Origin of the sequence: Mesorhizobium sp. M1348, assembly GCF_040317925.1 — a bacterium.
Lineage (GTDB): Bacteria > Pseudomonadota > Alphaproteobacteria > Rhizobiales > Rhizobiaceae > Mesorhizobium.
Map to the genome: position 1 here is coordinate 155,574 of NZ_JAMYLH010000004.1, position 21,925 is coordinate 177,498.

At 59.8% G+C, this 21,925-nt stretch carries 22 protein-coding genes, 2 pseudogenes and 1 riboswitch; of the genes and pseudogenes, 18 read left to right on the forward strand and 6 right to left on the reverse strand.

The window, feature by feature from the left end; translation table 11 throughout:
• The first annotated feature begins 221 nt into the window (after window positions 1-221).
• The 8 genes and pseudogenes from NKH13_RS09665 to NKH13_RS09700 all read left to right on the forward strand — a co-directional run bounded on the left by NKH13_RS09665 (window position 222) and on the right by NKH13_RS09700 (window position 8,727).
• On the forward strand, window positions 222-1,964 hold the full coding sequence (locus tag NKH13_RS09665) for a putative bifunctional diguanylate cyclase/phosphodiesterase (RefSeq protein ID WP_352716652.1): 1,743 nt from the start codon (window positions 222-224) through the stop codon (window positions 1,962-1,964).
• Window positions 1,965-2,139: 175 nt separating this feature from the next.
• Window positions 2,140-2,661, forward strand: coding sequence for a ubiquinone biosynthesis methyltransferase UbiE (locus NKH13_RS09670; RefSeq protein ID WP_352716774.1), 522 nt, complete (start codon window positions 2,140-2,142; stop codon window positions 2,659-2,661).
• Window positions 2,658-3,836 carry a methyltransferase domain-containing protein gene (locus NKH13_RS09675; protein ID WP_352716651.1) on the forward strand — a complete coding sequence of 393 codons (1,179 nt, stop codon included), beginning with the start codon at window positions 2,658-2,660 and terminating at the stop codon, window positions 3,834-3,836. Before NKH13_RS09670 ends, NKH13_RS09675 begins: the two co-directional genes overlap by 4 nt.
• Entirely contained in the window at window positions 3,833-6,199 is a 2,367-nt protein-coding gene (locus NKH13_RS09680) for a SpoIIE family protein phosphatase (protein ID WP_352716649.1), read from the forward strand. The genes NKH13_RS09675 and NKH13_RS09680 overlap by 4 nt, the downstream gene beginning before the upstream one ends.
• 2 nt (window positions 6,200-6,201) lie before the next feature.
• Entirely contained in the window at window positions 6,202-6,762 is a 561-nt protein-coding gene (locus tag NKH13_RS09685) for a slr1658 superfamily regulator (RefSeq protein ID WP_352716648.1), read from the forward strand.
• Window positions 6,763-6,780: 18 nt separating this feature from the next.
• The gene (locus NKH13_RS09690; RefSeq protein ID WP_352912389.1) at window positions 6,781-7,119 is read left to right on the forward strand and encodes a slr1659 superfamily regulator; all 339 of its coding nucleotides are present in this window, start codon (window positions 6,781-6,783) and stop codon (window positions 7,117-7,119) included.
• A 176-nt stretch (window positions 7,120-7,295) separates the two neighbouring features.
• The gene (locus tag NKH13_RS09695; protein WP_352716646.1) at window positions 7,296-7,958 is read left to right on the forward strand and encodes an ATP-dependent DNA ligase; all 663 of its coding nucleotides are present in this window, start codon (window positions 7,296-7,298) and stop codon (window positions 7,956-7,958) included.
• A gap of 111 nt (window positions 7,959-8,069) precedes the next feature.
• A pseudogene (locus NKH13_RS09700) lies at window positions 8,070-8,727 on the forward strand (ABC transporter ATP-binding protein).
• A gap of 196 nt (window positions 8,728-8,923) precedes the next feature.
• Here NKH13_RS09700 and NKH13_RS09705 read toward each other — a convergent pair.
• On the reverse strand, window positions 8,924-9,127 hold the full coding sequence (locus NKH13_RS09705) for a hypothetical protein (RefSeq protein WP_352716785.1): 204 nt from the start codon (window positions 9,125-9,127) through the stop codon (window positions 8,924-8,926).
• On the opposite strand from NKH13_RS09705, the gene NKH13_RS09710 reads away from it, so the two are divergent.
• Window positions 9,072-9,254 carry a DUF6074 family protein gene (locus tag NKH13_RS09710; RefSeq protein WP_352716772.1) on the forward strand — a complete coding sequence of 61 codons (183 nt, stop codon included), beginning with the start codon at window positions 9,072-9,074 and terminating at the stop codon, window positions 9,252-9,254. The two genes, NKH13_RS09705 and NKH13_RS09710, sit on opposite strands and share 56 nt — an antisense overlap.
• 453 nt (window positions 9,255-9,707) lie before the next feature.
• Here the strand turns inward: NKH13_RS09710 and NKH13_RS09715 are convergent, their stop codons facing one another.
• Window positions 9,708-10,217, reverse strand: a complete 510-nt coding sequence (locus tag NKH13_RS09715; RefSeq protein WP_352716645.1) for a Ros/MucR family transcriptional regulator — start codon at window positions 10,215-10,217, stop codon at window positions 9,708-9,710.
• A 313-nt stretch (window positions 10,218-10,530) separates the two neighbouring features.
• Between NKH13_RS09715 and adh the strand changes: the two are divergent.
• Window positions 10,531-11,000: pseudogene (gene adh, locus NKH13_RS09720) on the forward strand (aldehyde dehydrogenase); the annotation flags it as partial.
• Window positions 11,001-11,181: 181 nt separating this feature from the next.
• Here the strand turns inward: adh and panC are convergent.
• The 3 genes from panC to NKH13_RS09735 form a co-directional block, all read right to left on the reverse strand.
• Entirely contained in the window at window positions 11,182-12,075 is an 894-nt protein-coding gene (gene panC, locus NKH13_RS09725; protein ID WP_352716644.1) for a pantoate--beta-alanine ligase, read from the reverse strand.
• Window positions 12,072-12,908, reverse strand: coding sequence for a 3-methyl-2-oxobutanoate hydroxymethyltransferase (panB, locus tag NKH13_RS09730; RefSeq protein ID WP_352716643.1), 837 nt, complete (start codon window positions 12,906-12,908; stop codon window positions 12,072-12,074). Before panB ends, panC begins: the two co-directional genes overlap by 4 nt.
• A 279-nt stretch (window positions 12,909-13,187) precedes the next feature.
• Entirely contained in the window at window positions 13,188-13,406 is a 219-nt protein-coding gene (locus tag NKH13_RS09735; protein WP_352716783.1) for a hypothetical protein, read from the reverse strand.
• A gap of 365 nt (window positions 13,407-13,771) precedes the next feature.
• On the opposite strand from NKH13_RS09735, the gene NKH13_RS35600 reads away from it, so the two are divergent.
• From NKH13_RS35600 to NKH13_RS09775, 8 genes are all read left to right on the forward strand, one after another.
• Window positions 13,772-13,942 carry a hypothetical protein gene (locus NKH13_RS35600; protein ID WP_502908462.1) on the forward strand — a complete coding sequence of 57 codons (171 nt, stop codon included), beginning with the start codon at window positions 13,772-13,774 and terminating at the stop codon, window positions 13,940-13,942.
• Window positions 13,943-14,023: 81 nt separating this feature from the next.
• Window positions 14,024-15,568: a Fic family protein gene (locus tag NKH13_RS09745; protein ID WP_353016017.1), complete on the forward strand. Its 1,545-nt coding sequence runs from the start codon at window positions 14,024-14,026 to the stop codon at window positions 15,566-15,568.
• A gap of 182 nt (window positions 15,569-15,750) precedes the next feature.
• Window positions 15,751-15,867, forward strand: a riboswitch (TPP riboswitch).
• A gap of 103 nt (window positions 15,868-15,970) precedes the next feature.
• Window positions 15,971-17,806 carry a phosphomethylpyrimidine synthase ThiC gene (gene thiC, locus NKH13_RS09750; RefSeq protein ID WP_352716642.1) on the forward strand — a complete coding sequence of 612 codons (1,836 nt, stop codon included), beginning with the start codon at window positions 15,971-15,973 and terminating at the stop codon, window positions 17,804-17,806.
• The gene (thiO, locus tag NKH13_RS09755) at window positions 17,803-18,804 is read left to right on the forward strand and encodes a glycine oxidase ThiO (protein ID WP_352716641.1); all 1,002 of its coding nucleotides are present in this window, start codon (window positions 17,803-17,805) and stop codon (window positions 18,802-18,804) included. The genes thiC and thiO overlap by 4 nt, the downstream gene beginning before the upstream one ends.
• Window positions 18,773-18,970 carry a sulfur carrier protein ThiS gene (gene thiS, locus NKH13_RS09760; RefSeq protein ID WP_111545250.1) on the forward strand — a complete coding sequence of 66 codons (198 nt, stop codon included), beginning with the start codon at window positions 18,773-18,775 and terminating at the stop codon, window positions 18,968-18,970. Before thiO ends, thiS begins: the two co-directional genes overlap by 32 nt.
• A gap of 1 nt (window position 18,971) precedes the next feature.
• Window positions 18,972-19,745: a thiazole synthase gene (locus tag NKH13_RS09765; protein WP_352716639.1), complete on the forward strand. Its 774-nt coding sequence runs from the start codon at window positions 18,972-18,974 to the stop codon at window positions 19,743-19,745.
• Window positions 19,742-20,347, forward strand: coding sequence for a thiamine phosphate synthase (locus tag NKH13_RS09770; protein WP_352716638.1), 606 nt, complete (start codon window positions 19,742-19,744; stop codon window positions 20,345-20,347). Before NKH13_RS09765 ends, NKH13_RS09770 begins: the two co-directional genes overlap by 4 nt.
• Window positions 20,338-21,099: a hydroxymethylpyrimidine/phosphomethylpyrimidine kinase gene (locus NKH13_RS09775; RefSeq protein ID WP_352716636.1), complete on the forward strand. Its 762-nt coding sequence runs from the start codon at window positions 20,338-20,340 to the stop codon at window positions 21,097-21,099. The genes NKH13_RS09770 and NKH13_RS09775 overlap by 10 nt, the downstream gene beginning before the upstream one ends.
• A 649-nt stretch (window positions 21,100-21,748) precedes the next feature.
• Here NKH13_RS09775 and NKH13_RS09780 read toward each other — a convergent pair.
• Entirely contained in the window at window positions 21,749-21,919 is a 171-nt protein-coding gene (locus NKH13_RS09780; RefSeq protein ID WP_352716635.1) for a hypothetical protein, read from the reverse strand.
• Window positions 21,920-21,925 lie beyond the last annotated feature (6 nt).

Below are 21,925 nucleotides of genomic sequence, written 5' to 3' on the forward strand. Positions count from 1 at the left end.
CGCATCAATCACACAGCTGATTCTCGCCAATTCACGGTTTGTTAACGAACTGTGACGGTTCATCGTTATCGATAATTTGCCGCCAGTCACGGCGGAGAATACATGGAACTAGGCTGCGGGCGGCTCTTATTAAGACTGCGATTTGAAAGTTTGCCAAGCTCGACAGTTATGCTACTTTTAGACTGGGGGGCGCGAGTCTGCACCGCCTATGGAGGTGGTTCTTGCCCTCAGAGGCTTCAGGCGTCGGCACGGAGAGTGAGGGGCCTTCATCGAGCGATGCTCCAAGTGTCGGCGAAGGCGTTCTCGCAGACCTTTTGGCGAACACGACCGAACTTTTGTCGTTCTATGACCGTGACTTTCGCCTGACGCACTACGCGGCCAGGCTCAAAGGCTTGTACGGAGGCGCGGTAGCGCCGGGCGCCGCCGTCTGGGAGATCTACCCGAGCTTTCTCGATACGAGCTATCGCGACGAATTTCTTCGTGTGTTCCAAGGTGCCTCTCCGGCAAGCATCGACTTGCCGCGATCATCGGGCGGAGCGCAACGGTCCGTTTTTGTGTTCACCACGGCAAACGGTGCGGGAATCATCGAATCAAGAGAGGACGGCGGGCGGAGCGCAGCGGAGGAACAAGAGCATGTAGTTCTACTCCATCAGGCGACGCACGACGTGCTGACCGGACTGCAGAATCGGCGGCGATTCGGCGAGCGGCTGCAGCAGGCAATCGCGGCCCTCGGCGGATCAAAGCCGAAAGCCGCCCTTCTGCAAATCGACCTTGACGATTTCAAAGCGGTCAACGACACGCTCGGCCATGGAGCAGGCGACACTCTTCTTCAACTCGCGGCGGGTCGTATCCGCGATGCGCTGCAGGACGGCGAATCCGCATACCGGTATGCCGGCGATGAGTTCGCTGTCATCCAATTGGGAAAGGAGCAGCCAGCAGAGGCTGAACGCCTCGCCGGATCTCTAGTCGACGCGTTCAAGGACCCGTTCGTCATCAACGGCATTCCCGTGTTCGTCGGCTCGAGTATCGGAATTGCTTTCGGGCCGGAGCACGGGACCGATGGCGAACAGTTGATGAAAGCCGCTGACATTGCTCTTTACGCGGCCAAGACAGATGGACGCGGCTGCGCTCGAACATTCAACCGTTCGATGCTGCTCTTGCTCGAGCAACGCGAGAATCTCAGGCGCAGCCTTCGAACCGCGCTGGAGCGCGGCGAGCTTTATCTGGAGTATCAGCCGCTCATTCGGCCTCCCTCGTCAGTGACGGGTTTCGAAGCGCTGCTGCGGTGGCGGCACCCCGAGGTCGGAATCATTCCACCCAACGTGTTCATACCGATCGCCGAAGCCGACGGTCTGATGGACGAGATTGGACGATGGGTGATCGAGGAAGCCTGTCGCCAGGCGTTGACGTGGCCTTCCTCGCTGACAGTCGCAGTGAACCTGTCGCCGGCTCAGTTCCTCAGCGGTTCGCTGACGGACACCGTCGCTCAGGTCCTCGACGCAGTTGGGATTGAAGCCGACAGACTTGAACTTGAGATAACCGAGAGGGTCCTACTTGAGAAGACGATTGACAATATAGACACATTGAATACGCTGAATGTCTTGGGAATACGAATATCGCTAGACGATTTTGGAACATACTATTCTTCGTTGAGCTACCTTAAAAATTTTCCCTTCGATACGTTGAAGATAGATCAGTACTTTATTGCGGACTTGGAGACCGATCTCAAAAGCCAAACGATCGTGCGATCGATCATGAATCTGGCGCACGGCCTCGGGATAAATGTCACTGCCGAGGGGGTCGAGACCCCGGCACAGGCACGGTGGCTGATCAAGGAGAATTGCGATTGCCTGCAAGGCAACTTCCTGGGAAAGCCGCTTGGAGCCGAGGCGATCAGCGGTTTCATCAGGCGGTCCCCGCTGAGGGTGGTACGCGCGATGGAGGAATCAAAACAAGCGCTCTAGCGCCTTGCGCCCTTCGTTAACGGTGAGGCGGAGATTTGTAGAACGATCGAGGCAGATACCGCGCAGTTCTTCAAGTCGGTGCGAGACTGACTCATTACGGGCGCGGAGAAATTTTTCATCGCGGAGGCCATCACCCCGCGAGAGCTCAATACTGATGGAACAAGTGAGGATGCCGATGGGACCTGTTCATCATGACCTGGCTGGAGAGCCGACCTTTGAGCCGATGATCCAGATCGACATGGAAATCAAAGCTTTTGTCTCCGCTTGGAAGCATTGCGATTATGTCTCGACATACGTGGCCCGGATGATCAGTCAGAACAGGTCAGACTCGGTCCACCATTCAAATCTCTTTTCCTCTGCCTTCAACGAATTGCTGGAAGTCGCCTTTCGTACTCGCCATGCCGACGGCGAACTGGCGTGCAGGGTGTCTCGCCATGGCGCGACAGATAGGATCGAGTTAACATTTCCTTGCGTGCCAGAGGAGCGCCAATTCTACGAAGAAGCCGTGTCGCAGTTCGTAGGAATGGAGGCCAGAGAGCGGTATCTCAATTCGGTGTCTGGGGATCTCGCGCCGAGCCGCGAGGTCGTACTCCTGGAATTGGCTGTTGACTACAACGCGACACTCTGGATCGAGGACGCCGAGGGCGATGCAATCAAGCTTGTCGTGGACCTTCCGCTTGAGGGCTTGCAACATTGAGCCCTTACGACCTTCTCCCGCGCTTCAAGGCGCAATACGACGCCAATAACCAGGAGTTCTCCATTTCGGGAGTGGTCCGGCCTCAGGCGATCGATGAGCTTGGGCCGAGCATAGCATTGCTCCGCGATGCGATCGGCCATGTGCGCGGCGTTCTCTACGTCAATGTCAGGCGCCTGACGCAGATGAACAACGCTGCGTTTCACAGCTTTTCGAGGATCATCATCGACGCTTGTCGCGCTCGACCCGATCTCAAATTCGTGGTCATCACGTCAAGCGTCGTCGGATGGACCTCGCGAAAATTCGGTCGCCTGAGCGCAATCGAACCGAACATCACGGTCGAGGAGTATGACACCGAATTCTATCCGGGGCAGGGTTTCCTTGAGGAAGGCGGGTTCGTACCCATCCTGCGCACTCAGACAAAGTTGACCTGGCGCCACGAGCGCGCAATCTTGCCGCGACACGGCATGAGGTCCGGGATCGTCATGGCCGACATCTGTTGCGGGATCGGTGATTTCGCCGTGCTCGCGCAGAAGGAGTTCCAGCCGTCGCGGATCGTCGCCCTCGACCACTCCATATCAAGCCTGAACTATGCTCGACGAGTGATGCGGGAGTTCGACATCCGGGGCATCGAATATACCTATGGCGATGCGTCGGAGATGCTGCTCGACGAAGCGCAGTTCGACTTGGTCACCTGCCGACATTCCCTTCAAATCTTCAATCGACCTGAACTCATTCTCAAGGAGCTCTACCGCATCTGCAAGCCGGGCGGTCGGGTCTATATCACCAACGAGAAGAATTCGCATTGCCTGGGCGAGCCGCGCGCCGAAAGCATTCGTTGGACCTACAACGAGGTGGCGAAGCTGTTCGGGCATTTCGAGATGGACGTCGAGCTTGGACCCAAGAGCCGGCGATACCTGATCGAAGCCGGATTCGAAGACATCCGTATGGAGACCTTCATGGTCACTAACCTGGACGGGGATCCGCAGGACTTCGCCGACGTCATTGCGGCCTGGGCGGACGTCTATGCGGGCGAGATGGCGACCAGACGCGGCGATGGACCGGAGTTCGTCGCACGATTCCGGCAGGGCTTCCAGGACCACATTTTCGCTGCGCTCCACCCCAAGGGTTATACGGGTTGGCCGATCTGGGTCGCATCGGGGCGACGGCCGCAATGAAAGCCGACGATGAGCCTACACCGCGATTCGGCCTGCGCTCCTTTCGAGCGAAATTCGTATTGGTCGTTGGCGGCGCCGTGCTGTTCGACCTCCTTTTGAGCGGTGGCCTGGCGCTTTGGAATGTTCAAAAACTGTCGCGCGACGCCACATCCGAAGTCGGTGAGGGCCTGACGACCGCAAACCAAGAATACATTCGTTCCTATGCCGAATCGACAGCGTTAAGCGTCGACCTGCTGCTCGATCGAGTCCATGGGGACGTCAAGGCGCTGGCGGGCGTGCTGCAGGCCCAGATCGACGATCCAAGCAGGCAACAACAGGTCGGGGCCACGCTTTCGAAGGAGGTGCCCGGCTCCGTGAGGGTCGTCTACGACGCACAGGGCGATTGGGCACAGAACCTGCCGGGAGCGCCTTCCGTGGTCAGCGTCTGGGGCTACCTACTGGACGCCGACCACAGTCCAATGCCAAGCGTTCAGCGGGAAATAGAAGACAGCACCGTGTTGGACCTCGTTGCGCCGACGCTCATGTCCAGCGGGTCGTCCAAACTGCAAATGTACTATATTGGTCCAAAGGAACGGCCGATCTTCAGGACCGTACCGTATACGGACCAGGCACAGACCTTCGACCGGCTCTATCCAGGCCACAACAAGGCGGAGTTCTGGGAGTTTTTCTTTCCGGGAATCTATGGGTCATGGCAGCAATGGGCCAAGGATCCAGCCTCGCGTCCGGTCCCTGACGATATCACCCAGACAGCGCCTTACACCGATGCGATCACGGGAAAGCTAATCGTCAGCTTTTTCCACCCGCTGTGGACGCGCGATCGCACCGGTATCGCTGGTACAGCGGGAGCAGACATTACTCTCGATCAACTCGCGGAAGTCGTCGAACGTGTGAAGATCGCTGAGACCGGGTTCGGCTTTCTCACAATGTCGACTGGCAACGTGGTGGCGATCAATCCGTCAGGCCAGGCAATCATCGGCCTGACTTCATCGAGCGATGCGGGCACCCAGGGCGTCACCGGCCTGGAGAGGTCCCTGCGGGGAAGTACGCAGCCGGCTATCGCGTCGCTGCCTCTCGACCAGAACAATGACGGTGTCATTCAGCATGTCATGCTCGGCGACAAGGGCGAACGCGTACCCTACATTGTTGTCCTCAAAAGATTGAAGCCGACCAATCTGTGGAGTTCGGGACCGATCAAGTCCGAAATGATGTCGGTCGGGATCGTCGTTCCCGAACGAGAGATCTATGCGTCCCTGTTCGCCGCGCAGAAGAGTATTTCCCGCGCAACCAACCGTATCCTGCTCTTTCAGATCGCCGCGATCGTAGTTTCGCTTCTGATTGTTTTTGCCGCCGTGCTTGGAATTTCGAAGCGGATCACCGCGGGCCTCAGGGCGCTTGCCAGCGCCGCCCAGCGGCTCCAGTCCAAAGACTATTCAGTCCGCGTGAGCATCCCAACGCGCGACGAAGTTGGAGCGGCAGGGATCGCTTTCAACCGCATGGCTGAGCAGATCAGCTTTCACACGGAAAACCTCGAGCAACTCGTCGACGAACGAACCAGGGAACTTGGGGACGCAAATCAGGAGATTTCCGCACTCAATGAAAAGCTGCAGGACGAGAACGTTCGCCTTGGTGCCGAACTCGCGGTCGCCAGACAGATCCAGATGATGGTCCTGCCGAAACAATTCGAACTAGAAGCGATTCCGGGGCTGGAGATCGCAGCCTACATGCGGCCGGCCGACGAGGTCGGCGGCGACTATTACGACGTCCTGCAGAACGGGCCACGGGTCAAGATCGGCATCGGCGACGTGACCGGTCATGGTCTCGAGAGCGGCGTGCTGATGCTGATGGTCCAATCCGTTGCACGTGCGCTGCAGGAGACCAACGAGGGGAACCCGCACCAGTTTCTGGATCGATTGAACAGGGCAATCTACAAGAACATAGAGCGGACGAACACCGGCAAGCATCTCTCGTTGGCCTTTCTTGACTTCGAAGATGAGCGGGTAACGCTATCCGGCCAGCATGAGGACGTTCTTGTCGTGCGTGCGGATGGGGAAGTTGAACGTATCGATACGATTGATCTGGGTTTGCCGGTTGGCTTGGAGAATGACATCTCGAAGTTCATTGCCACGCGTGACATCCTGTTCGGGAGCGGCGACGTGATCGTGCTGCACACAGACGGTGTGACGGAGGCCGAAGACCAAGACAGAGAATTGTTCGGGTTCGAGCGCCTCTGCCAGAGCGCACAAAAACGTCACGGCAGCAGCGCCGAGGACATCAAAACCGGGATCATCGACGATCTGATGGCCCATATCGGGATCCAGAAGATCCACGACGACATCACCCTCGTGATCATAAGGCATAAATAGCCATGCCAACGCTGTTCGGTACCCCTGACATTGCAATCGGGATGAAGGAGAGCGCCAGTCGCGTGCGGCTCTTTGACGGACCTCTCGACTTGAGTTGGCGTCATTGTGCCACGACCGCGGACTTCATCGCCGATCTTTTCGCGTTGCGCTTCCGGTCGTCCCGCAATGACTACATAGAAGTGCGGCACAGTATCGGATATCTGGTCAACGAACTCATCGAAAATGCCGTCAAGTTTCGCGCACCAGGTGAGATCTTGATCGAGGCGTCGATGGATTCGGAGTGCTTCAAGCTCAAAGTGTCGAATGAGGTCGATGGTGAAGATGCCTCTAAGTTCCAAAGTCTCCTGGCGGATCTCACGGTTGGCGACCCCATGGACCTGCTGATACAGCGAATTGAAGAGAATGCCAACAACCCCGACATGGCAGGCTCCGGACTTGGATTGCTGACGTTGATGAGCGACTACGGCGCACGCCTGGCTTGGATATTCAGCGCCGCCGACGAAAGCGATCGGATTTGCGTGGAGACATATGCCTCCATTCCGATCTCGCAAATTCACAACTAGATGAAACGAAGCCAGGCTATGGAAATCAAGACAGACGACTACCGTGTGTGGACTGAAGGAAGCGAAATTTTCTTCGACGGTGCAATGCGACTTGCCAGTTCCGACGCCGGGGCGCCTATCACGGCGTTGGCGACCAGTGTTCTTGCCTCGAATCCCGCTTCCATTACGCTCAATCTGAAGGACCTTCAATTTCTCAACTCTTCCGGCATCAACTTGCTGGCGAAATTTACCATCGAGGTGCGCAAGCATCCCGCTGTTCGACTTGTTGTGCGTGGAACGCCCGACATACCCTGGCAATCGAAATCATTGCCGAATCTGAAGAAGCTGCATCCCGCTGTGGTGCTTTTGATGGACTGACCAAGGTCGTCCGAAATGCCAAACGACCGCGTGGTGCAAGGGCGCTGCGGCGAGCGAGATATGTACGCCAGGATAAGTATCTGGATGCGAAGCTAACGACAATTCGGCTTCGTGGGCAGATGCTCGCAAATGCTTGGCGGGGGCTGGCACAGGCGGCAGGCGTCCAGGTTGGGGGGATGTCGGGCCGCCTGTGCCGATCAGTCGCCGCTGCGCAGTCAAAGGTGACGTCATTGAGTAAGCGTGCCGAGGTCAACGGTGGCCGGCTGGAGTTCATTCCGCCACAGATCCCGACTTGGGTAGAGCAGCCGCCCGAAGACCGGGGATGGGTTCACGAGGTCAATCTTGACGGTTACCGAACCCAGATCATCATCGATAAAGGCGGCGTGCGTCTTTTCAGCAAGAACGGCAGTGACTGGACCACGAAATACTGGCCCATCGCGCTGGCTGTCGAGCTTCCATGCTGGGCTGCCATTATCGACGGCGAGGTCATTGTGCCAGGCGACCAACGCGCTCCCGATTGCCCTGCCCTGGAAGCCGTGATCTGGAACGAACCCAGCCGCCTGGTGTTCGTCGCGTTCGACATCCTCCATCTCGACGGTCGCAATCTAGCCTCTTTGCCCCTGCTGCAGCGCAAGCAGGTGCTGTGGCGACTGGTTGAGCACGGCCTCGGCAAGATCCAGTACAGCGAGCATTTCGAGCGCAGTGCGCTAGCGATCTTCCGGGCCATCGAGAAGACGGGGCTCGAGAGCATCATTTCGAAACGCGCCGACAGCCGCTACAGGAGCGGATCGTCGAACACATGGCTGAAGGCCAAATATTTCGAAGAAGCCGATTTCTGAGCGTCGACGACCGCCTTTGGCGCAATCGCGGGCTCGGCGATGTCCGCTTTGGTCGGCGGTCAAGTCGGGAATGGCCGCCATGCGGCGCGAAGCGGCATCCATTGCAGCCCAATGGCGGGCGTACAGGTATCGAATGTGTCGCGCAGTTTTGGCGCGCACAAGGCGCTGGACGATGTCTCGATCGACCACGCTGCTGCGCCAGATCGCAGGCTTCGACTTTCCCGACTCTGGTCGCATCTCCATAGGCGGCGAAAGTGTTGAGCGGGTACCGGTGGAGAAGCGGCGCATTGGCATGGTGTTCCAGAAGACGCGCTGTTTCCCAATATGAGCGTCTCCGACAATGTCGCCTTCGGCTTGTCAGTGCGCGGCGAGCCCAAGGCGGTGATTGCCAGCGAGGTGCAGCGCGCACTCGACCTGGTGCAGCTCAGCAGGCTCGGCGGCCGCCGGCCGCACCAGCTGTCCGGCGGCCGATTGCCGTCGGCCCGGGTACCAAGCTTGCCGCAGGCGCCAAGGCAAGCTGCGCTGTGCGACCCGAACGCATCCGCATCTTCACTGATGCCGAGGCACCGGATGCGTCCAATGCGAATGTGCTGCGAGGGAAGGTGTCAAAGCGCATCTTCGCCGGAATAGCAGCACCTACTTTGTCGAGCGTGCTGACCAGACGCTCAAGGTGATTGTGCAGAACACCGGTGCTGGCAGGCTGACGGAAGGTCAGGATGTCGTGCTGTGTTGGTCGCCGGAAAGCACGGTCTTGATTGCGGCGCGGTAGCAAGCCACAGACGTGCCACTGCCCGACCCAGATGGGGAGCGTGGATGACATGCGTTTGTGATGGGAAAAAAATTGCGTGCGGCAGCCTGGTTGAGGTCGGCGCCAGAAACCCCGATACGCCCGCCTACGAGACCATCACAATGTTTGGTGACTAGTCGCGAGACCGTTCGCCCATGCCAGAACTCTTGCTACATGCTCACCAGCCAAAAAGGGATGCGCCGTTAACCAGATTTTCTAACCCTCCAATGCTTAATCGCGAGACTGAATGGGTGAGGTGATCGGTGTCAAACATAAGGGCGTTTCCGCTGTATCGGCGGCGGAAGTTGGTCGAGGAAATTGCCCGCGTGCTGGAATCCAAGAACGGGGAGGATGCGAATGCGTTCTGGCGCAGCACCGCCAAGACAATTCTCCTTCAGTTGTCCGAATCAGGAGTTGCGCTCAGGCTCGCCGAACTGGAAGTTGGATCGCTTCTTCATGCCGTCTTAGGCGATATAGCCAGCCGGAGTGCTGCGAAACGCGTACATTAGCGTCGACTCACGAGGATTGATTGCCCCTCGCAGACTCGACTAGGCTTGGCATATGTTACCAGCACTGCTTCCGTCGAACGCAAGGCCTCTCTATCCCCATTGGGTCTAGGCTGGTAGATTCGGCAACCGAGCGGGTGACGCTATTTTGCGTGATTTCGCAGTCCGCATCCAATGTCAGGTGCGGCTCGCAGATTGTTTCGGTCGCGTGGGCGGAATTCGTCTTGGAACTACCAGCCAGGTCGACAGTGCAGGCCGAATTTGGTTCTCGAACGCACGCTGGCCGCTATTCGTAACTCGAGGCCGCTGAAGGAACGGCGGGAGTTCGGCTACACTTTCTCGGCAGGTATGGCACGGCGCAAGTGGACGATCCGGTCACCGATGTGCTGGGGCACGCCGTCGCCGCCAACTATGCCGCAAAGATGGCTGGGCGCAATCGCGTCCATCTGGCGGAGGTCAGGCTTTGGCGTCTGCCAACTCTGACCGGACGCGCTTAGACCGTAGCTTTCCGCTTTGCGGGGCCTTTCCCTGGGGTGGTTTTGCAGTCGCTCTGCGGCCAAGACCGCTAGCTTTAGCCAGAGCAGACCGCTTGGCCGCATAGTTAGGCGCCACCATAGGGTAGTCCCAGGCCAGTCCCCACTTGGCTCTATACTCGTCAGGTGTCATGCCCAGCAAACCCAGGTGACGCTTCATAGACTTGAATTTCCGCCCATCCTCTAGGCTCACGATATAGTCAGCAAATATCGACTTCTTCGGATTTATGGCCGGAGTAAATACCGGTGGCGGTGCCACGACCGGCTGGACTAGGGCCGATAACGCAGAATTGACGGTAGCAATCAGAGTTGGCAGATCGGCCACGGGCATTGCGTTGTTCTGGACATAGGCCGCGACGATGTCCGCCGTCAGGCCCAACAAACCAGTGCTTGTCTGCTTAGTTGCTTGAGCCATCAAGGTCAGTCCCCTCATTAGTCACACGTTCCTATTCCGGAATTTTTACCAACGCAAATCCTAACGACGACTATTTGTTTGGCAGGTAACTACGACAGCAATGCGTGCTCGTAAATGAACGCAGACGCCAGCCATCGCCGACGCATTTGCATTCAGCCCACGCTCAACTCCCAGTGGCTGGCGCCGCCCCTCGGCGGCGGTCCTTCGGAGTCCGCTGCCCGCCAGATATTGCGAGAGCAGGCGCGCGCCGCTGCCGGTATGCGATCGTTCTAGTCGGCTGGACAACTATCCTTGGCCGACTCATCATCCATTGATGCATCTCGGAGCAACTCGAAAAATCCTAGGCTACTTTGATATCGGCCGTCAGGAAGGCGCCGAGGTGCTGACTGGCGGCGGGCGCGCCGAACTTCCGGGCGACCTTGCCGGCGGCTACTATGTTCAGCCGACCGTGTTCAAGGGGCATAACAAGATGCGCGTGTTCCAGGAGGAAATCTTTGGACCGGTGGTCTCAGTCACCATGTTCAAGGATGACGGACAGGCGCTGTCGATCGCTAACTATACCCTTTACGGCCTCGGCGCCGGTGTCTGGAGCCGCGATGCAAATCATTGCTACCGCTTCGGCCGAGCCATCTAGGCGGGCCGCGTGTGGACCAACTGCTACCACGCTTATCCCGCGCATGCTGCGTTTGGCGGTTACAAGCAGTCGGGCATCGGCCGCGAGACCCATAAGATGTGCTTGACCACTATCAGCAGACCAAGAACATGCTGGTCAGCTACAGCCCGAAAAAACTCGCTTTTTTTGATCGATCCGACTGCGCTACCACAACGGCGGGGTTTCCGCCTTGGCTCCGCTGCTGTGTTAGCTTTGTTTGGCACATGCCGTATTCGCCCTAGGAGAACGCTCCGCTATCCTGAGTGTCCGACAAGCAGGTTGACATGGAGATGAGCCGCGCCAAATCGCGTTCGCGGCAGGAGTTGGATTTCACCCTAGCGGGGAAGTCCGCAGCGACTCATTTGGGAGTTGGCAAGCCGGCAGTGTTCTGACGTTGTCAATGAGCCGCGTTTGGCCGAGCCAGGCGGCTGCGAGCAGGCGGGTCGGCCGATCGATGCTTGCTATCGGTTGCAGATCTGCTTCGCCACGGAGTTCCAGGTACTCGACCTCGCGATAGCCTGCGGACAGGATCGCTGCACGCGCTTGGGCAAGCGCTGGGAGGACGGGAGAGCCGTTCGAGAGCCCCTCCGCAGTATCGAGCAGGACCGATGCGAGCCTTGGGGCAATGGCCCGCTCCGCTGGCGAGAGCCGAACATTGCGCGATGACAAAGCCAGACCATCGGGTTCCCGGACTGTCGGACAGGGGACGATGGTAATTGGCATATCCAGGTCCCGGACCATGCGAGTGATAAGTAGAAGCTGCTGAAAATCCTTCTCTCCGAAAAAGGCGAAGTCAGCGCCGGTCTGCAGGAAGAGCTTTGCAACGACGGTCGCCACCCCGTCGAAATGGCCAGGCCGGGACGCACCGCACAGGCCTTCGCTGACGCCGGACACGGACACGGTCGTGGTGAAGCCGTCAGGATACATCTCAGTCGCATGCGGAACGTAGAGCAGGTGTGCGCCCAGTGGAGTGAGTTTTGCAGCGTCTTCGTTTTCGGTGCGGGGATAGGCTGCAAGATCCGCGGCACTGTTGAACTGCTTGGGATTGACGAACAGCGTCACGATCACACGATCGGCCTTCTGAAGCGCAGAACGCACGAGACTCAAATGTCCTTCGTGCAAGGCTCCCATCGTGGGCACCACGGCGATGCTGGCACCAGAACGGCGCCATCCCGCCACAACGGCACGAAGTTCGACAATGGTGCGGACAATCGGCACGCTCATGGGAAATCTCCGGCCTTGGGCGCATCGGCGAAGAGATGTTCGGCGGCTGGAAAGCGCCCTTCCCGCACATCAGCCGCGTAGGCCGCAATGGCAGCTTCGGCCGCTGAGCCCAGTTCAGCATAGCGCTTCACGAATTTCGGCCGAAAACCAGTGAACATGCCCAGGATGTCGTCGATCACAAGGATCTGCCCATCGCAGGCGTCCGAGGCACCGATGCCGATCGTGGGAATTGTGGCTCTCTCGGTTATTCTCCGTGCGAGCGGATCCGTGACCTTTTCCAGCACTATGCTGAACGCCCCGGCCTCGGCAACAGCAATGGCGTCGCGAAAAATCCTGTCGCCGTCTCCGCCCCTGCCCTGGACTTTATAGCCGCCGAACACATTGACCGATTGCGGCGTCAGCCCGACGTGGGCCATGATGGGAATCCCGCGAGCAGTGAGAAAGCGGATCGTCTCGGCCATGCTCTCGCCGCCTTCCAGCTTGACGGCGGCGCATCCGGTTTCCGCCATGAGCCGCGCGCCGTTGCGAAAGGCCTGTTCGGGGCCTTCTTCATAGGAGCCGAATGGCATGTCAACGACCATCAACGCGCGCTCAAGACCGCGTCGCACGGCCTTGCCATGCATGATCATCATGTCGAGCGTGACGCCGAGGGTCGAGGGCAGACCGTGAAGCACCATGCCGACACTGTCGCCGACCAGCACGACGTCGCAATATCTGTCGACGAGCTGCGCAACGGGTGTGGTGTAGGCGGTCAAGCAGACGACCCGATCCTTGCCCTTGCTGGCCGCGATGTCCGGCGGCGTCAACGCCTTCGTTTCTACCGCCACACTCATCGGCACATTTCCCCGGCGTCAGGTTTTAAGCGGTCAACGGTTTTGCATAGTTTTGTGCAGGTGCGAAGGCCAAAATCAAACTGCATCGGAAAAGTTGGTGCATTGCGAAGCGCTTCAAACCAAGGGCTAGAGGCCGCCATTTTCTGCTGCTTCGGCCGAGTTTCGCAGTACCCTTATTGTGATTGTTTTGAGCAAGAGCGTGGTGGTGGTCTCAAGGGGTGTGCTTCAGCTCGAACGGTTTGACTGCCGCAACAGCGCGGTTCACGTTCAGAATCGATCTCAGGCCACAAGGCGTACCGAAATGCATTGTGGCGAAAAAAATAGGCAATGACTGAACACGGGACCAAAGCTGTAAGGCAACGCATAAAAGCCGGCGAGCGCCATGCTATCGCCGCGGAACTGATTGCGGTTTTGGTCGCGGTGACGGCTGGCCAACCGCGTATCATAACGATTGGAGACGGCAAAGCCTTGCCTTCCGGCCCGTTCGAGCTTGGACATCGATCCTGCAATCCGGCCTGAGAGACTGGGTCGAGCAGCAGACGCGCCATCCGCTGGGCTACATCGAGCAGCTCTACACCTTCGCCGACCGCGACCGGTCAGGAGACGGGGGCGCGCAGCGGGGTGATTTCGATTAGCTATCTCGCCCTGACCCGCGAGGAGCAGGCTGAACCTGCCGATAAGGCCGCCTGGCGCAACTGGTACGCTTATTTCCCATGGGAACATCATCGCGCTGGCGCTCCGTCGACATTGCCTGAGGCGTTTGTCCCACGCCTGAAGGCGTGGGCCGAGGCAGCCGATGATCGCGCAGTGAGCCACGATCGCTGGCGGCGCGCGGTGATCGCTTTCGGCCTTGAGAACCACGCTTGGATGAGGACTTGGTGCTGCAGCGCTACGAACTGCTTTACGAGGCGGGGTTTGTGGAGGAAGCCCAGCGCGGTCAAAATGACGCTTACGCCCCATCAATCTTCGGCCGAGCCATGCAGAAGGATCACCGCCGCCCTTCAGGATCGGTTTTCGCAAAAGTCGGCTTGTAGCATCAATTTTCATCAGATAGAATCGTTTTTCATAGTATTTGGCTGAGCTGCACCAAAATTCGAGGAAAGGATCCCCTTTTCATGCCTGTGGCGCAGAAGCACCAATTTTCAGGTCCTGTTCTCGTTTTTCAGGAAATCCGCCTTCCGGAGATGGTGACCCCGGCCGGGTACAGCGCCCTGATCGGAGCCTACGAGCTCGCCGTCCCCTTGCCCCGGACGCTGTCGGCCACTGGCGAGCATCATCGCATTACCGAACGGGATGGTTGGCGGATCATGACGCCCCGCCATGCCCCACATCCAACACTCGAAGGCCACCTGACCTTCGCGCTCAAGTACGAGGGGCTCGACCTTGCCGTCCTCAAACGGCTGTTCCAGGTGACCGGTCCCGCACCGATCGAGGCGCTCGTCCGTGAAAGCCCCACAGGCAGCTATGCCCGCCGCATCTGGTTTCTATATGAATGGCTGACGGGCACGCGTCTCGATCTGGCGGACGCGGAGGCCGGACGATACGTTTCGGTTGTCGATCCCGAGCTGCAGTGGCCCGGATCCGAGAAGACCGCTTCGCGCTACCGCATAAGGGACAATCTCCCCGGCACGCCTGAGTTCTGCCCGCTGGTGTTCCGAACCAAGACTCTCGAAAAATTCATCGCCCTTGAACTACCGCGGCGCGCGGAGGCAATCGTAGCGGACGTGCCGCGCGACCTCCTTGCTCGGACCGCCGCCTTTCTTTTGCTCAAAGACTCGCGATCAAGCTATGCGATCGAGGGCGAGCGCCCGCCGCAAGATCGCATCCAGCGCTGGGGCCGCGCCATCGGCGAAGCCGGCCGCTGGCCGATCGATCGCGATGAGCTGCTGCGTCTGCAAAGAATTGTACTTGGCGACGCCCGTTTAGTAAGACTTGGCTTCCGAAAAGAAGGGGGTTTCGTCGGTGAGCATGACCGAGACAACGGCACGCCCCTGCCCGATCACATCAGCGCTCGGCCCGAGGACCTGCCGCGGCTAATCGATGGAATGGCGGCCTTCGATCAGGGCCCCGCGCAGAACCTTGATGCAGTCATAGCCGCCGCAATCCTCGCCTTCGGCTTTGTCTACATCCACCCGTTCGAGGACGGAAACGGCCGCATTCACCGCTACCTAATCCACCACGTCCTTGCCATGCGCGGCTTCAATCCGCCGGGAGTGGTCTTTCCCGTCTCGGCCGCGATCCTGGACCAGATCAACGAGTACAGGGGCGTGCTCGAGAGCTATTCGCAGCGCCTTCTGCCGTTGGTGGAATGGGAACCGACGCCGCAATTCAACGTCCGGGTGCTGAATGACACCGGTGATTTCTACCGGTTCTTCGATGCAACCCCGCACGCCGAATTCCTCTATGCCTGCGTTCGGCGGACGATCGAACGGGACCTTCCCGAGGAAACCGCATTTCTGCAGCGCTACGATCAATTCCGGCAGCAGGTGGACGCCTTTATCGAGATGCCCGAGCGGTTGACCGATCTGCTCTTCCGTTTTCTTCACCAGAATGATGGACATCTGTCGAACCGCGCGCGCGAAAAGGAATTCGCCGCGCTGACCAGTGACGAGGCAGGAAGAATCGAGGCGATCTACGCGCAAACCTTTGGTGCCCATTGAAGGCGTGATCATCAGGATCGATTTTTAGTCCGACCGTTTGCGATTCCCTTGTCCCTGCCTTCATCTCCCACGCTTGACTTGTCGCCGAGACATGCACGATTTTTTCCGCACGGTCTGACCGGCCGCCGATCGGCCGCGGCCAGAACGCGCTTGACAAACCGGCGCCGGCCCGTTCAACCTGACGCATTCACCAGGGGAGTCCCGGCAAGGGGCTGAGATACTGCTTGCTTTCGCGGCGCAGTGACCCGTTGAACCTGATCCAGTTCATACTGGCGTAGGGACGGTGCAAGCGCTTTGCGGGAGTTTACGCCCCAGGTCCTGTTTCGGCAGGTCGACAGAAGCGTCTTTTCATCCTTCCGGCACAGAACTGGGTCTCCAATGCATGAGCAAAGGAGCCTCAAGATGAATGCCCTCACTCCCGCCGTCTCGACGGGACCGCTGCCAGCCTCGCGGAAAATCCACAAGCCCGGCGTCCTCCATCCGCAGATCAGGGTGCCGATGCGCGAAATCTCCGTCCATCCAACGGCCGGCGAGCCGCCCGTCACCGTCTACGATCCGTCCGGCCCCTATACCGACCCGGCTGTCGAAACCAGCATTGAAAACGGTCTTGCCCGGCTTCGCCACGAATGGATCACGGCGCGCGGCGATGTCGAGGCCTATGACGGCCGCCGCGTGCGGCCGGAGGACAACGGATTTGTGACCGGTGAGCGCCTGACGCCGGAATTTCCCATTCGCAACCGGCCACTCAGGGCCAAGGCAGGCAAGGCGGTGACCCAGCTTGGCTATGCGCGCGCCGGCATCATCACCCCCGAGATGGAGTTCGTCGCCATCCGCGAGAACTTCGGCCGTCAGATGTTGCGCGGCAAGCTGCAGCGCGACGGCGAAGCCTTCGGCGCGGCCATCCCCGATTTCGTAACGCCGGAGTTCGTGCGCGACGAGGTGGCGCGCGGACGCGCGATCATTCCCGCCAACATCAATCATCCCGAGAGCGAGCCGATGATCATCGGCCGCAATTTCCTGGTCAAGATCAACGCCAATATCGGTAATTCGGCGGTCACCTCCTCGATGGCCGAGGAAGTGGAAAAGATGGTGTGGGCGATCCGCTGGGGCGCCGACACGGTGATGGACCTGTCGACTGGCCGCAACATCCACAACATCCGCGAATGGATCGTGCGCAATGCGCCGGTGCCGATCGGCACGGTGCCGCTCTACCAGGCGCTGGAGAAGGTGGGCGGCATCGCCGAGGATCTGAGCTGGGAGGTCTATCGAGACACGCTGATCGAGCAGGCCGAACAAGGCGTCGACTACTTCACCATCCATGCCGGTGTGCGGCTGCATTACATCCCGCTGACCGTCGACCGGGTCACGGGCATTGTCTCGCGCGGCGGCTCAATCATGGCCAAATGGTGCCTGCACCATCACCGGGAAAGCTTCCTCTACGAGCATTTCGCGGAAATCTGCGACATCTGCCGCGGCTATGACGTCTCCTTCTCGCTCGGCGACGGGCTTCGTCCGGGCTCGATCGCCGACGCCAATGATGCGGCGCAATTCGCCGAGCTGGAAACGCTCGGTGAATTGACGAAGATCGCCTGGGCAAAGGACTGCCAGGTGATGATCGAGGGGCCGGGCCACGTGCCGATGCACAAGATCAAACAGAACATGGACAAGCAGCTCGCCGTCTGCGGTGAGGCGCCGTTCTATACGCTTGGCCCGCTGACGACCGACATCGCGCCAGGCTACGACCACATCACCTCAGGTATCGGCGCCGCCATGATCGGCTGGTTCGGCACAGCCATGCTCTGCTACGTCACGCCCAAGGAGCATCTTGGCCTTCCCGATCGCGACGACGTCAAGACCGGCGTAATCACCTACAAGATCGCCGCCCATGCCGCCGATCTGGCGAAGGGTCATCCGGCTGCAAAGGTTAGGGATGATGCCCTTTCCCGGGCGCGCTTCGAGTTCCGCTGGGAGGACCAGTTCAACCTGTCGCTCGATCCCGAAACCGCGCGGTCCTTCCACGACCAGACCTTGCCCAAGGAGGCGCACAAGCTGGCACATTTCTGCTCGATGTGCGGTCCGAAATTCTGTTCCATGCGTATCTCTCACGATATCCGCACGGAGGCCCAAAAAGAGGGAATGGCCGCGATGGCGGCGAAATACCGCGAGGGCGGCGACCTCTACGTGCCCTCGGACGAGACCGGCGCACCGCTTGTGCCGGAGGCACATGAGCGATCATGAGACTGCTGGTCAAAGGGGCTGGCGTCGGCGGCCTCACCGTCGCCTTCGAACTCGCCACGCGCGGCGCGGCTGTGACCGTTGCCGAGACAAGGCACAGCCTTGGCGGCAATGCGTCATGGTTCGCCGGCGGTATGCTGGCGCCATGGTGCGAGCGTGAAAGCGCGGAGCAGCCAGTGCTGGATCTCGGACGCGATGCCGCCGACTGGTGGGATGCGGTACTGCCGGGTCACGTGACACGGGCCGGAACCCTGGTCGTGGCCGCGCCGCGCGATGCGGGCGAGCTCGACCGGTTCGCCAGCCGCACCTCGGGTCATCGGCGTGTCGATGAAGATGAAATCGTGTTGCTCGAGCCCGACCTCGCCGGCCGCTTCCGCCGCGGACTGCTCTTCCCCGACGAAGCCCATCTCGACCCGCGTCAGGCGATGGCGGCACTTCATGATAGGCTGGCGGCGATGGGCGTCGAGTTCCACTTCGGCGCCGACGCTTCGGCTGTTTCCGGTTTCGATCGCCAGATCGAATGCACGGGAATGGCGGCGGGCGATGACCGACTGCGCGGCGTTCGCGGCGAGATGCTAATCCTGAATACGCCTGATGTCTCGCTGTCGCGCCCAGTCAGGCTGCTTCATCCGCGCTTTCCGCTTTATGCGGTGCCACGCACCGACCACCGTTTCATGATCGGCGCGACGATGATTGAAAGCCAGTCTGTCGGACCGGTCACGGCGCGATCGATGATGGAGCTGCTGGGTGCCGCCTATGCCCTCCATCCGGCCTTTGGCGAGGCCGAGATCGTTGAAACCGGTGTTGGCGTCCGTCCAGCCTTTCCCGACAACCTGCCGCGCGTGGAAACGAACGGCGAGATCATAGCGATCAACGGACTCTATCGTCACGGCTTTCTCCTCGCCCCCGCTATGGCGCGCCAGGCTGCCGACCTGATTTTCAGTCAAGACAGAACCAAGGAGCTTGCCCATGAAACTAACGGTCAATGGCGAAGCGCATGAGGTTGCCGCCACCACGCTGGCGGAGCTGCTTGCCGCGCTCGACTATGAGGGCGATTGGCTGGCGACGGCCGTCAACAGCGACCTCGTGCACAAAGCCAACCGGGCGGAATTCCAGTTGAGCGACGGCGACCGGATCGAAATCCTCTCGCCGATGCAGGGAGGCTAGCATGTTCGATCTTCTCGGGACAACGCTTCCCTCCCGCCTGCTTCTCGGCACGGCTCAGTATCCTTCGCCGGCCATCCTTGCCGATGCGGTCAAGGCGTCAGGCACGTCGGTGGTGACCGTCTCCTTGCGACGTGAGATGGCAGGCCGCAGGGAAGGCGAAAAATTCTGGTCGCTGATCCGCTCGCTTGGCACGAGAATCCTTGCCAACACCGCAGGCTGCCACTCCGTCAAGGAAGCGGTCACAACCGCGAAGATGGCGCGCGAGATCTTCGGGACGACCTGGATCAAGCTCGAAGTGATCGGCGACCACGACACGCTGCAGCCGGATGTGTTCGGTCTGGTCGAAGCCGCCCGCATCCTGTACGAGGACGGTTTTGCGGTATTCCCCTATACCACCGACGACCTTGTTGTCGCCGAGCGGCTGCTTGCGGCGGGCTGCAAGGCCTTGATGCCGTGGTGCGCACCGATCGGTTCCGCCCTCGGGCCGATCAACCTCATGGCGCTGCGCTCGATGCGTGGGCATTTCCCCGACGTTCCCATGATCGTGGATGCCGGGCTCGGACGGCCGTCGCACGCGGCGACCGTCATGGAACTCGGCTTTGACGCCGTGCTCCTGAACACGGCGGTCGCCAAGGCGGCCGATCCGGTCGGCATGGCGCGTGCTTTCGGCAAGGCGGTCGAGGCCGGTCGTGAGGCCTTCTGCTCGGGAATGCTCGAACCGCGCGACGTCGCCGTGCCGTCGACGCCGGCGATCGGCAGGGCAGTTTTTTCATGAAGCTCGATCCCTTCTACCTGATCGTCGACAGCGCTGCCTGGATCGAACGGCTAGTGCCGCTTGGCGTCAGGCTGGTGCAACTGCGCATCAAGACCATAGATGAGGCCAGGTTGTGCACCGAAATCCGGAAGGCGAAGGCCCTGTGCGCCGAGCACCAGTGCCAGCTCATCGTGAACGATCATTGGCGCCTGGCAATCGAGGAGGGCTGCGACTTCGTGCATCTCGGCCAGGAAGATCTGCAAACCGCCGACCTCTCAAGGATACGGTCAGCCGGTGTCAGGCTCGGGTTGAGCACGCATGATCATGTCGAGCTGGCGATGGCCATTTTTGCCGATCCCGACTATGTTGCGCTGGGTCCGATCTATCCCACCATCTTGAAGAAAATGAAGTGGGCACCGCAAGGGCTAGAGCGGATCAGCGAGTGGAAGCGGCGGGTGGCGCCAATCCCATTAGTCACTATCGGCGGCCTCAACCCTGGCCGCCTCGATGGCGTCTTTGAAGCCGGCGCCGACAGCGCCGCAGTGGTCACCGACATCACTTTGAGCTCCGATCCCGAAGCGCGCACCAGGGAATGGATCGAAAAGACGGACCGATGGCGATGAGACGAGAACCGCATGTGCTTGTCGTTGGCGGATCGGATTCCAGCGGGGGTGCTGGAATAGCACGCGATATCGAAACGATCGCATCCATTGGCGTGCGCACCTGTCTGGCCGTCACAGCGCTAACGGTGCAAACGCACGACGCCGTGACGGAAATTCATCATTCTCCACCAAGCCTGGTCGCCGATCAGATGCGCGCCGCGCTGCGGGCCAACGAAGTGGCGACCATCAAGATCGGCATGCTCGGAACAGCCGAGATCATCGCTGCGGTTGCCGCCGTACTGCGCGAAAATCGACAGGTGCCGGCAGTACTCGATCCAGTGCTGGCCTCCACCTCAGGCCGGGCTCTCCTGGAAGCAGGCGCTATCGCCGTCATGAAGCGCGATCTGATGCCGCTTTGCTGCCTGGTCACGCCCAACCTTCCTGAACTGGCGCTCCTTATTGGCTCCGAACTGGCAGTGGATGAGAACGGTGCGCTCCAACAAGGACAAAGACTGCTGGCCGCCGGCCCTCAGGCAGTGCTGATCAAGGGTGGGCATGCCTCGGGACCCCAATCGACCGATATTCTGCTGCGCTCCGATCATCAACCCATCCATGTCGATCTACCGCGCCTTGCCACATCGATGCGCGGAACAGGTTGCATGCTGGCCAGCGCGATTGCGGCGCATCTGGCGAAGGCGAAGCCGCTCGAAGATAGCGTGCGCGAAGGCAAGCGGCTTGTCTTCGCCACGTTTCAGAAGAATGGAGCAGAATGAACCCGGCTTGTGCGGTACAAGCAGCTTTTGCCGCTAGTACGCCGGATCCTGAGCGTTTGCTCGCTGTCGCAAACTCTTCGACGAAAATCGCAACAACACGGCGGTTCGAACCCGAACTCGTGGCAGCAATTCGCCAGCGGTCGCGGCAAAAGGCGTTGAACAACAAGGCTTGAGCTTAGGCACCAATCGGTTGGCCGAATCTCTTCCCTCCCCTAAAACAGGCACGTTGCGCCGCTGCCTTGGCGGTCGCTGTCGGGATTGCGACGGGTGTTCGCATAGGGGCCAGGAATTCGCGACCGATCTGCTCTCCCCGGAAATATGGCGCGAGAAGATTGCGACCACAGCCATTTGAGCCATTGCTGTTGTTCAGCCCGTTTCCCAACCACTGCACAGTTTCGGGCGAAATGCACAAAAGCCAGCCGGTGACCGGAGGCGGTCATCGAAGCAGCCAATGCCCTGGGCCCGAGCTCAATGGGGAGGCGCGTAGCACCACGTTTCAAGGTCGGTGAGCCTAGGAGGGCGGTGATCCCAGCGACTTTGTGAGAAACACACCGAGATTCGATGGTCGAGGACCTTCAGCGGCTTTCAATCAGGTAGATTGCGATGATCCCGTCTTGCGAAGCTCGCGGGCGCCTACCGAAGCCAATTCTCAATGATAGCCGCTCCGCGACGGCATGACTGTCGTTTCTTCACTGTCTGCCAGGACGAGTGAGCGTCGGATGCCGCAGCCTTCTGACTGCCCCTGCGACGCGATCGCCGCCACGACTAAACCGACGACAAGCGAAATGGCCAGGGCGACACTTACCGACAGATGATGCATACCGGC